This window comes from Streptococcus ruminantium (assembly GCF_003609975.1).
GTDB lineage: Bacteria > Bacillota > Bacilli > Lactobacillales > Streptococcaceae > Streptococcus > Streptococcus ruminantium.
On sequence record NZ_AP018400.1, the window covers coordinates 689,791 to 701,239 of the forward strand.

The 11,449-nt window shown below is 43.3% G+C and carries 11 protein-coding genes; 8 read left to right on the forward strand and 3 right to left on the reverse strand.

The annotated features are described in order from the left end of the window. The first annotated feature begins 242 nt into the window (after positions 1-242). From rnc to ftsY, 5 genes are read left to right on the forward strand one after another with little or no spacing between them, the layout of a single operon-like run. Complete coding sequence (gene rnc, locus SR187_RS03365; protein WP_120171510.1) at positions 243-929, forward strand: ribonuclease III; 687 nt, start codon at positions 243-245, stop codon at positions 927-929. Positions 930-931: 2 nt separating this feature from the next. Next, the gene (smc, locus tag SR187_RS03370) at positions 932-4,465 is read left to right on the forward strand and encodes a chromosome segregation protein SMC (RefSeq protein WP_120171511.1); all 3,534 of its coding nucleotides are present in this window, start codon (positions 932-934) and stop codon (positions 4,463-4,465) included. Then, positions 4,462-5,271, forward strand: a complete 810-nt coding sequence (locus SR187_RS03375; protein ID WP_120171512.1) for a Cof-type HAD-IIB family hydrolase — start codon at positions 4,462-4,464, stop codon at positions 5,269-5,271. Before smc ends, SR187_RS03375 begins: the two co-directional genes overlap by 4 nt. Then, positions 5,261-6,073: a Cof-type HAD-IIB family hydrolase gene (locus SR187_RS03380; protein WP_120171513.1), complete on the forward strand. Its 813-nt coding sequence runs from the start codon at positions 5,261-5,263 to the stop codon at positions 6,071-6,073. Before SR187_RS03375 ends, SR187_RS03380 begins: the two co-directional genes overlap by 11 nt. Position 6,074: 1 nt before the next feature. After that, positions 6,075-7,343, forward strand: a complete 1,269-nt coding sequence (gene ftsY, locus SR187_RS03385) for a signal recognition particle-docking protein FtsY (protein WP_120171514.1) — start codon at positions 6,075-6,077, stop codon at positions 7,341-7,343. 27 nt (positions 7,344-7,370) lie between these two features. On the opposite strand, the gene SR187_RS03390 is transcribed toward ftsY, so the two are convergent. Further along, complete coding sequence (locus tag SR187_RS03390; RefSeq protein ID WP_120171515.1) at positions 7,371-7,835, reverse strand: TetR/AcrR family transcriptional regulator; 465 nt, start codon at positions 7,833-7,835, stop codon at positions 7,371-7,373. A 115-nt stretch (positions 7,836-7,950) separates the two neighbouring features. Here SR187_RS03390 and SR187_RS10170 point away from each other — a divergent pair, with 115 nt between their 5' ends. The 3 genes from SR187_RS10170 (at position 7,951) to SR187_RS03400 (ending at position 10,038) form a co-directional block, all read left to right on the forward strand. Then, on the forward strand, positions 7,951-8,079 hold the full coding sequence (locus SR187_RS10170; protein ID WP_265573511.1) for a hypothetical protein: 129 nt from the start codon (positions 7,951-7,953) through the stop codon (positions 8,077-8,079). Next, positions 8,076-9,026, forward strand: coding sequence for an alpha/beta hydrolase (locus tag SR187_RS03395; RefSeq protein WP_120171516.1), 951 nt, complete (start codon positions 8,076-8,078; stop codon positions 9,024-9,026). The genes SR187_RS10170 and SR187_RS03395 overlap by 4 nt, the downstream gene beginning before the upstream one ends. Positions 9,027-9,096: 70 nt before the next feature. Next, a complete protein-coding gene (locus SR187_RS03400; RefSeq protein ID WP_120171517.1) occupies positions 9,097-10,038 on the forward strand; it encodes a poly(ethylene terephthalate) hydrolase family protein in 942 nt (313 codons plus the stop codon). A 55-nt stretch (positions 10,039-10,093) separates the two neighbouring features. Here the strand turns inward: SR187_RS03400 and SR187_RS03405 are convergent, their stop codons facing one another. Both SR187_RS03405 and SR187_RS03410 read right to left on the reverse strand, forming a co-directional pair. Next, positions 10,094-10,651, reverse strand: a complete 558-nt coding sequence (locus SR187_RS03405; RefSeq protein ID WP_120171518.1) for a GNAT family N-acetyltransferase — start codon at positions 10,649-10,651, stop codon at positions 10,094-10,096. 1 nt (position 10,652) lies between these two features. Then, positions 10,653-11,327, reverse strand: coding sequence for a DNA alkylation repair protein (locus tag SR187_RS03410; protein WP_120171519.1), 675 nt, complete (start codon positions 11,325-11,327; stop codon positions 10,653-10,655). Between the last annotated feature and the right edge of the window lie 122 nt (positions 11,328-11,449).

Below are 11,449 nucleotides of genomic sequence, written 5' to 3' on the forward strand. Positions count from 1 at the left end.
AAAAGAGGTGCCCGAACAATACTATATCAGAGTTAGACGAGCTTGTCAAGCGTTCCAACCTTTTTCACAGAATAGGGAATCTATAACTATTTTCAGAAACCCTATTTAAAAATTGATACATTTGTGTGAAAACTAGGCTAGGGTAGGAAGTGGAGAAGGAAATGTGTTATAATATTGAGATGGAATGCAAGTAAGACCTTCCATGGTAAATATGACTTGAACTTGAGAGAAAGGAGCATATTATGAACGATTTACATGCAAAATTACTGGAAGATTTTGGGATCAATTTTTCGGATCTGACCTTGTTAGAAACAGCTTTTACCCATACCTCTTATGCCAATGAGCATCGTCTTCTAAAAATTTCACATAATGAGCGCTTGGAATTTTTAGGAGACGCTGTTCTCCAGTTGATGATTTCCAAGTACCTCTATCAGAAATATCCTGATCGTCCTGAAGGTGAGATGTCCAAATTGCGTTCGACATTTGTTAGAGAAGAGTCCTTGGCTGGCTTTGCTCGTGCTTGTGGCTTTGATGCCTTCATTCGTCTGGGAAAAGGTGAGGAAAAGTCTGGTGGTCGCAATCGGGATACGATTCTCGGTGATGCTTTCGAGGCATTTTTGGGAGCTTTGCTATTAGACAAGGGAGAAAAGGCCGTTGAACAGTTTCTTTATCAGGTCATGATTCCTCGTCTGGAAAAGGGGAATTTTGAGCGAGTGACAGACTATAAGACAGCCTTGCAAGAAATTCTTCAGGTCAATGGTGAAATTGCAATATCCTATCAGGTTATATCAGAGTCTGGGCCTGCACACGATAAAATTTTTGAGGTGGAGGTGTCGGCGGATCAGCGTGTGATAGGACGTGGAAGTGGTCGGTCGAAAAAATTAGCGGAACAAGCTGCCGCCCAAAATGCTGTGGAGACTAGAGGATAGATATGTATCTTAAATCGATTGAAATGCAGGGCTTCAAGTCCTTTGCGGATAAGACAAAGGTTGTTTTTGATCGTGGGGTGACTGCTGTGGTCGGTCCCAATGGGTCTGGCAAGTCCAATATTACAGAGAGTCTGCGTTGGGCTTTGGGGGAGTCTTCTGCCAAGAGTTTACGTGGTGGCAAGATGCCAGATGTTATCTTTGCCGGGACAGAGAATCGGAAACCACTCAATTATGCTTCTGTAGTGGTGACTTTGGATAATAGTACAGGGTTTATTGCTCATAAGAACAAAGAAATAAGAGTTGAACGCCACATTTATCGGTCAGGTGATAGTGAGTACCTGATTGATGGTCAGAAGGTGCGACTGCGGGATATTCATGATCTTTTTATGGATACCGGCTTAGGTCGAGACTCCTTTTCTATCATTTCTCAGGGGCGTGTTGAGGCCATCTTCAATTCCAAACCGGAGGAACGCAGGGCTATTTTTGAAGAAGCTGCGGGTGTTTTAAAGTACAAAAACCGTAAGAAAGAGACAGAAAGTAAGCTGGCTCAGGCTCAGGGAAACTTAGATCGTTTGGACGACATCATCTATGAATTGGACAATCAGGTCAAACCCTTGGAAAAGCAAGCTCAAACAGCTAAAAAGTTCTTGGAGTTGGATGGTCAACGCAAGGAACTCTATTTAGATGTCTTGGTCGCTCAGTTAAAATTGGGCAAGGAGACATTAACTGCCAAGGAAGCAGAATTAGAGGCAGTCAAGGTAGATTTGGCTACTTATTATGAACAGCGGGCTGAGTTGGAACAGGACAATCAATCCTTAAAGGACAGGCGCCACCGTCTATCAGAACAGATGGAGAGAGAACAGGCTGTCTTGCTTGATTTGACGAAGTTGATCAGCGATTTGGAACGAAAAATAGATGTCTATAAGCTGGAATCCAGTCAAAACGAGTCTAGTCGTCAAGAGGCTCAGGAACGCTTAGAAACGATGCAGGTTAAGCGAGATGACTTGGAAGAGCAAGTTATCCAAAAACAGGAAACACTTGCTCAACTAGAGGCTACTCTGGCTACCTTGCAGGTGGATATTGCTGCGGTGGATAAAGAGATTTCTTACTTTTCAGAAGATCCAGAACAGGTTCTAGACCATTTGCGAGAGCAGTATGTGACGTTGATGCAGGAAGAGGCTGAAGCGTCGAACCGTTTGACAAAAATTCAGCAAGATATTGCCAATCAAATCAGCTTGTCTGAGAGTAAATCAGAAGAGTTGGCGCGACTACAGACTGAAAAAGAGACTGCCCAGAAAGAATTGACAGAGAGTCAAGCTAGTGTGGAGCAGGCTGAAGCCAGTCTGCGTAGCTTGTTGGATGCTTATCAGGCTGGAAAAGAACAGTTTGAGCAGGCTGAGAAAGTCTATCAACAAGAGCAAGGGCTTATGTTTGATTTGCTAGATCAGCTCAAGGGGAAACAGGCTCGGCAGTCAAGCTTGGAAGCTATTTTAAAAAATCATTCCAATTTTTATGCTGGAGTCAAGGCTGTTTTGCAAGCTGCCCCAAGTTTGGGTGGTATTGTTGGTGCGGTTAGTGAACAACTGACTTTTGATACGCGTTATCGGACTGCTTTGGAAATTGCTTTGGGTGGTGCCAGTCAGCATGTGATTGTTCAGGATGAAGCGACCGCTAAACGGGCTATTGCTTTCTTGAAGGAGAAACGCCAAGGGCGAGCGACCTTCTTGCCACTGACGACTATCAAGCCACGGCAGTTGGCGGCTCAACAGTTAGCAGTCCTTGAAAGTTCGGTTGGTTTTCTGGGAATAGCCAGTGATTTGGTGACTTACCAAGCTGGTTTAGATAGTATTTTCCAAAACCTGCTAGGGACGATTGCAATTTTTGACACGATTGATCATGCAAATCAGGCTGCGCGTGCAACTAGGTTCCAAGTGCGAATGGTGACGATGGATGGGACTGAAATTCGTCCCGGTGGTTCCTTTGCTGGTGGTAGCAACCGTGGGAATAGCACGACCTTTATCAAGCCAGAATTAGAGGCGCTTTTGGGAGAAATAGCAGAGCTTTCTAGCCAGTTGCAAGAACAAGAGAGTTTGGTAGCGACTAAGAAAGTGACCGTAGAGCAAGCTAGAGAGAGTCTGGATACTATCAAGGAAGAGGGAGAGCAAGCTCGTCTTGCTCAGCAGAGTGCAATCATTCGTCAGGAACAAGTGGAGAATCGTTTAGCTCAGTTAACAGCTCAGTACGATTTACAAATGGGACAAATTAGTCCCACAATCCTCACAGAACTGGAAGGCCAAGCTGCCGAGGAAGCGACCCTTGTTCAATCTTTGCATGACAAAAAGGCTGAGCTAAATCAGCAAATCAGCCAAGTTCGAGATAATCGTGATAGCATCCAAGAGAGTTTGCAGAACTTACAAGCTCAAAAGGGACGCTTGACACTTGAACAGACTGAGGTAGCCAGTCAGCTTCGCTTTGAGCAGGCAGATCTCCAACGCTTGAAGGTAGAAAAAGAAGCTGCTAATGAGGAAATATCTATCCTACAAGATAGAATTGACCAGAAATTAGAAGCTCTTGAGGATACCAGCATAGAAGTTCTGGAAGAACAATTACTGGCAGCTACTGACAAGCAAACTCAGACCAACCAAATTCTTATTCGCTTAAAATTTGAACTAGAGGATATTGATGGACAGTTCGAAGATTTGGAAGGTAGATTGCAGCAGGCTCGGTCTAAAAATGATGACTTGATTCGCAAGCAGGCCAAGTTGGAATCGGACTGTGAGCAGGCAGGGGATAAATTAAGAAATTTGCTTGCGAACCTGACTGAGCATTTTAAGCTCAGTTTTGAAGCCGCCTGCCAGAAAGCTAAGGAAGTAGAAAATCTTCCTGCGGCCGAGCAAGCACTGAAAGATTTTGAAAGAGCTATTCGTACTCTTGGTCCGATCAATTTGGATGCAATCGAACAGTATGATGAAGTAAGCAACCGCTTGAACTTTCTCAATGAACAGCGAGCAGATATTTTATCAGCCCGCGATTTGCTCCTTGATACCATTCATGAGATGGATGATGAGGTGAAAGAACGCTTTAAAGTAACCTTTGAAGCCATTCGCGAAAGCTTCAAGCAGACGTTCAGACAGATGTTTGGTGGCGGTTCTGCGGACTTGATATTAACAGAAAGCGATATGCTGACAGCGGGTGTGGAGATTTCTGTTCAGCCTCCGGGAAAGAAAATCCAATCGCTCAATCTGATGTCTGGTGGTGAAAAAGCCTTGTCGGCTCTTGCTCTGCTATTTTCTATTATCCGTGTCAAGACCATTCCCTTTGTTATTCTTGATGAGGTGGAGGCTGCTTTGGATGAGGCGAATGTTAAGCGTTTTGGAGATTATCTCAATCGTTTTGATAAGGAGAGTCAGTTCATCGTGGTGACTCACCGTAAGGGGACAATGGCAGCGGCGGATGCCATGTATGGAGTGACAATGCAGGAGTCAGGTGTTTCTAAGATTGTCTCAGTTAAACTGAAAGATGTGGAAAAATTATGATCAAAAAGCTTTATGCTAGTGATATGGATGGTACTTTTTTACGCGAAGACCACAGCTTTGATAAAGAGCGTTTTCGTCGATTGCTTGATCGTTTTAAAGAAAAAGGGTATTTGTTTGTAGCCGCTAGTGGACGGTCACTGCTAAGCCTTAAGATGGTCTTTGAGGATTTTGTGGATGAGATTGCTTTTGTGGCAGAAAATGGTTCAATTGTGGAATATCAAGGTCAGGTAATTTTTATGGATGAATCTATTCCATCGGAAGTTTACCTTCCCTTGATTGCGGGTATAGATGCAGGCCCTTACGGAAGCAGTCGTTCCATGGTTTTATCGGGTCTCGAAAATTTTTATTTATTAAAAAATGCAGAGCCACGTTTCTTGGAAGCAATGACGAGCTATTATGCCCATTTTCATCTGGTTGATTCGTTCAAAGAGGTTGAAGAAGATATTATCAAAATCAATGCTAAATTTTCTCCTGAGGAAATGGATGCTGCAAGGCAGTGGTTGAACGATACGTTTGAAGGTGTGACAGCCATGACAACGGGATTTGATAATATTGATATTATCCTATCTGGTTCCAATAAGGCAGTCGGTCTTCAACACTTATGCAGGCATTTTGGGCTTAGTGGGCAGGAGGTTGTGGCCTTTGGTGATAACCAAAATGATTTAGATATGTTGGCATTTGCAGGTTATGCTATTGCGACAGAAAATGCTAGAGCCGATGTCAAGGCTCTGGCAGATCAGGTGATCGGACACTGTAATGACGAAGCGGTATTGGCCTATTTAGAGGAGGAAGTAAATGGCAATTAAATTGATTGCATTGGATTTAGACGGAACACTTCTGACATCGGATAAACGAATTTCGGAAGCTAACAAAGAAGCTATCGCCAGAGCACGCCAACAGGGAGTTTACGTTGTATTGACGACAGGACGTCCCTTGCAAGCGATAGGCACTTTTCTGGAAGAGTTGGACTTGCTCGGTGAAAATCAGTATTCTATCACTTTCAATGGTGGTTTAGTGCAAGAAAATACAGGTCGTATCCTAGATAAGACTGGTTTTAGCATTGAGGATGTGCGTGCCATCCGACAGGTGACAAATGACTTAGACCTGCCGCTGGATGTTCTTTATGGTGGGGATGTTTACTCTTTACCGTCAGCACACTCTTCTCTCTATTTGACCTGCAATCCGCTGCTCAATAAGATTTTGATTACGGATGAGACCATGCCAGAGGACTTTGTTTACAACAAGGCCGTATCGGCAGTTGCCGCAGATTTTTTGGATGAACAGATTCCAAAAATCCCTGTAGAACTCTATGAGCGTTTCGAGATTTTTAAGTCACGGGATATTTTGCTTGAATGGAGTCCAAAAGGAGTCCATAAGGCAAATGGTCTAGCAAAATTGATAGGTCATCTAGGTATCAAACAGTCAGAAGTAATGGCCTGTGGCGATGAGGGAAATGATCTTTCCATGATTGAATGGGCTGGTCTTGGTGTAGCGATGGCCAATGCAACAGATGAAATCAAGTCGGTTGCCAGAGTCGTTTTGCCAAAGAGCAATGATGAAGATGGGATTGCTTGGGCCATTAAAAAATATGTACTGAATGGGGACTAATATGGGATTATTTGATCGATTATTTGGACAGAAAGCGCAAAAGAAAAGTCAGGCAGAAGCAGTTGATGAGCTTGAAAAGAATCAGGCAGAAGAAGAGACGGGACAAAGTGAACCAGTTGAGCCTGAACAAGTAACAGAAGCTATTGAACAGCCTGTGGTGCCTGAATGGACAGTTGAGCAGGAGGAACGAAGACAGCGAACACTGGATATGATGAGCCAGTATTATGCTGCTAAGGAAGCTGCTGCCTCTCATGTCAAAGAAGCTCAGGAAGAAGGAGATGGCTCTGCTATCCAAACCAAACCAAAGACTGAGGCTGTTCAGCAATTAGTACAAACAGTTCAAGAAAGCGAACAAGATAAGTACCAACGAACTTTGAAAAAGACCCGTACAGGTTTTGGGGCTCGCCTCAATGCTTTCTTTGCTAATTTTCGTTCGGTTGACGAAGAATTTTTTGAAGAACTGGAAGAGATGTTGATTTTGTCAGACGTAGGTGTACAAGTCGCTTCTACACTGACAGAGGAGCTCCGCTATGAAGCCAAATTACAAAAGGCTAAGAAAGCTGAAGAGCTCCGTCACGTGATTATCGAAAAACTCGTCGATATTTATGAAAAAGATGGACAGTTCAGCGAACAGATCAATTTTCAAGATGGCTTGACTGTTATGCTCTTTGTGGGTGTCAATGGTGTTGGTAAAACAACCTCTGTCGGTAAGTTGGCCTACAAGTATAAACAAGCTGGTAAAAATGTTATGTTGGTTGCAGCAGATACTTTCCGTGCAGGGGCAGTTGCTCAGTTGGTGGAATGGGGACGTCGTGTTGATGTGCCAGTAGTGACGGGTCCGGAGAAATCAGATCCTGCCAGTGTTGTTTTTGACGGAGTCGAACGTGCGGTGGCAGAAGGTGTAGATATTCTCATGATTGATACGGCAGGTCGCTTGCAAAATAAGGATCATCTCATGGCAGAGTTGGAAAAAATTGGTCGCATTATCAAGCGAACTTTACCAGATGCACCTCATGAAACTTTGCTTGCCTTAGATGCTTCAACAGGGCAAAATGCTCTCAGTCAGGCCAAGGAATTTTCAAAAATTACACCGTTGACAGGTCTGGTTTTGACGAAACTGGATGGTACAGCAAAAGGTGGAGTGGTTCTTGCCATTCGACAAGAATTAGATGTGCCTGTCAAGTTGATCGGTTTTGGTGAGAAGATTGATGACATCGGTGAATTTAAGTCAGAAGAGTTCATGCGTGGGCTCTTGGAAGGATTGGTATAGAATGAAAAAAAGTAGTTAACTGCGAAGTTAGCTACTTTTTTGCTGATTCATAATTCTTGAAATTTCTTCTGCGGTGTCCACCATGCCTCGCTGGTACCAAGCGGTGCAGGCACCCAGAATCGAATAACCGACAAAGGCGTAGGAATAGGCTACTTCAATCGGTAATTGAGCTAGACTTTGCTTGTCTGTCAGGAGTTGGGCGATGAAGATTTCCTTTTCACTCTTGTAGAGGCAGTCAATCAAGGTCTTGTTCTGCTGGAAAAATGCAAAGAGTGAGGGGAAGGACAGGTCGTTACCATATTCTTCCTTGTAGGCAGAAAAAGCTCTCTCCAAGGCCTGTTTTAAAATGGCGTCCTTACTATCAAAATTCCGATAAAAGCTGATGCGGGTCACTCCTGCTCGATTGGCAATATCGGTAATGGTAATCTTATCATAAGCCTTTTGCTGAATAAGTTGCAAAAGGGCTTCTTGGATATAATCTTGTGCAGTCATGTTACAAACTTCCTCCTTTTGTTACATAGTGTGCCTTTGGCATTGACATGGGAATTAACGAATGTTACACTTGTTACATCTTAATTGAAAATGAAGGAAATGTCAAGGAGTAATCATGACTTTAAAACGTTGGTTGGTGATAGGGATTATAGCGATTGTTGGACTGTTAGTTGGTCGCCTGTTAGTACGGATTTTCCTTAATCTGCTCTTGGGTGGAACAATTTGGGGAGGTAATTTTCTATGAGAAGGAGAAGATTTGTGGGCTTAGGAATTTTAGTATTTTTCTTGGCTGTCCTTGCTGGTGTAGCTTCTAAAGGTCTGATTAAGCCAGCTTGGGCCAAGAAGTACACTGTTGAATGGTCGGAGCAGGTAGGAAGAACGGTGACGGATCTGTCCTATGGAGAGGAAGAAGTCCAAAAGTTTGACCTCTATCTGCCTGCGAACACTAGTAAGCAGACCTACGGACTTGTTGTCTATCTGCATGCGGGTGGGTTTACAAGCGGTGATAAAAAGGATGACCAGCAGATGTTGCAATGGCTGGCTTCCAAGGGCTATGTGGCCGCAGGGATCAACTATACCTTGCGGACAGATGAAAATGGTGCAAGTGTTACTTCTCAGGCTCAGGAAATCAAAGACAGCATTCCTCATGTGATTGAAGCTGCTAAAAAGGAAGGCTATACAATTGACAAAATGGCTATTTCAGGCGGTTCAGCAGGTCATGCTCTGGCTATGATTTACGCCTATCGGGATGCCAAAGAGGCTCCTGTTCCTGTGGTCTTGACCTTCGGTGGTGTTGGCCCCTCTAGCTTTTACATGGAAGATTGGGGCATTTATGGGGCGGATACCAATCATGAAGCTGCCGCAGGTCTTGTCAGTGCTATGTCAGGACAAGAGGTGACTAAAGAAATGATTGTTGACGGTAGTTACAAGGCTATTGTCAATGAAATTTCAGCAGTCCACTGGGTGACGGAAGAATCTGTGCCAAGTGTGGTCATCTACGGCAAACATGATAAGGTGCAGCCTTACGCCGCAGCCCTTCGACTAGAAAAAGCCTTGAAGGAAAAAGGTGTTGACTACCAGTTCCTTACTGCTGAACATTCTGGACATGGTCTGCAAAATGACGATGCCGCAAACCAAGCCTATATGACCTTAGTGGAAGACTATTTGACCAAGTATCTGCCGGTGGATTAAGTTTTAGTAGTGAGTGTTGAATTGATTGGCATTCATCATTCAACAGTTAGGTTAGATTTAAGGAGAAATAATGAAGAAAGGATTCACAATTTTAGGTATCATCATTTTTTGTATCATTTCGTTAATGATTATTACCCTTAATTTTCTTTCGCACCAATCAGTAAATCCAAGAAATTTCCAAGAAAAAACGGAAATGGGTGGAGAGATTGAACAGAAGTATATGGCAAATGGAAGCTATGAAGTTGCCAAAAAAGAAGAAGGAACGCTCTTAAATTTTGGAAAATTCCTGATTTTCTATCCAAAAGAATTGGAGACAAGTGACAAGCAATACCCTGTTATTGTGATTGCCAATGGAACTGGTGTTCCACTTTCTAAATTTCCAGCTATTGCTGAACATTATGCTTCCTGGGGATTTATTGTCATCGGAACGGAAGAGCCTCACTCCTGGAATGCCTTTGGGGCTGAAATGAGTATTCGTTATTTAGAGAGAATGAATGCCAATCAAGAAGTTGCTGATAAGGAAAGTCTGTTTTATCAAAAAGTTGATTTTGAAAATGTCGGCATCGTAGGGCATTCGCAAGGTGGTGTTGGGGTTATCAATGCTATCACCGACACACAGCATAAAGATATTTACAAGACTGCGGTGGCACTTTCTCCTACCAATAAAGAGTTAGCTCATAATCTATTTTGGGATTACGATGCGACAAAGATTACTATTCCGATAATGCTCATATCTGGTCAGGGTGGAGGAGATGATTGGGTTGTTACAGGAGACCAATTGGTTGACATCGCCAATGATATTCCAAGCAATAAACTTGCTATGAGGCGTAAAAATACGCCACATGGTGAAGTGTTGTACAAACCAGATGGCTATACAATGGCATGGTTTATGTGGCAATTGCAAGGTGATACAGAAGCCGCCCAAGCATTTATAGGTGATAAACCTGAAATCTTAACCAATCCGTATTATACTGACCAACTGATTGAGTTGGAAATAGATAGAAAAGAGTAATGCGGAGTATCCTATAAGAAAGTTGTTAGAAAAAAAGTCGTTAGTTCAACAAGAACTAGCGACTTTTTCTATCTGTATGTAGCAGTGAGTAAACAGTAATGTCAACAATACCACGATTATTTCGAGCAGCTTGTCGGAGGGTGCCTTCGTAGGTCATGCCGACTTTCTCCATGACACGACCAGAAGGACGGTTTTCACTATCATGAACAGCCATAATCCGTAAACAGCCCACTTCTTCCAGTAAATAGCGATTGACAGCTTCAAGAGCTTCAGGCATGTAACCTTGGCCCCACCATTTACTACCCAACACCCAACCTAATTCAGCGGCCTGTACTCGTTCATCTAGACTGACGACGGAAATATCTCCAATTACTTGTTGTGTTTCCTTGAGCTCAATAATCCACCTGTACGATTTTTCTTGTGAATAAGATTGGAGACAGAACTGGATATAGTCTTCAGTTTCTTGGAGTGTCTGATGAGTTGACCAGGTCAGATAAGTGGTGACCTTTTCATCTGAAGTCCAGTTTTGGAAAACTGATTCAACATCCTTTGCTTGAAAAGGGCGCAAAATCAGGCGTTCTGTTTCTAATACTTGTGTTCCAATATGTTGCATCTTATTTTCTCCTCAACAATGCTTCTATCCAGTCTGGTGCATAGGCAGAAGTACAGCCTTTTGGTACTTTCATGTCCACATAGACAGCGAGCTCCTGACCGATTGCAATACCTTGTTCCAGGTAGTCAGGATAGGCAACTGCAATCTCCACCAAACATTGGTTCATGGTCCATTGGATAAGCGGGTCTGCGGTTTGTAAATGCTGGCGAATGTGGTCTAGAGATTCTTCGATTTCTTGATTTGAGGCAGTTTTTCCAGCAAAATATTTAGCACGGAGGAACCAGCCAATGCGTTGAAAAATGGCTGAATTTTTGTCCAGCAAGTAGGCTTCCCAATCCTTACTGTCTTTTCGTTTGCTAAGAATGATGGAAGCCAGCTTATCGAGGACATTGACCGAAACTTCTTCATTGAGGCAAGTTTCTAAAGCAGTAGAAGTCAGCTGGTCAGGTTTTGTTTTGGCAATTTGAATAGCTAAATATTGTGCCTCAAGGACACCTGCTTGCCAGAGTGGAGCAAACAAGTCCAGTCGATTTTTATAGGCCTTGGCGATACCAGAAATAGCTCCCATCGGAACGCCGTAGTAGGGCTTGGTTTCGCCAATTTTTTCATATCGCTTGAGGGTGCCAGCATGGCTGGCTGCTTCAAGTTGGGTGAGAATGGTGTTTATTTCAGTCATAAATATCTCCGAAAAAAACTGGATTGCTCCAGTTTTCATATGTAGTCGTTTAGTTTGCTTTTAGTACAAGGCAACGAGCTGCAGGTTGCTAGAACAGCCTAGAGGCTGTTCTAGGTTGGAAA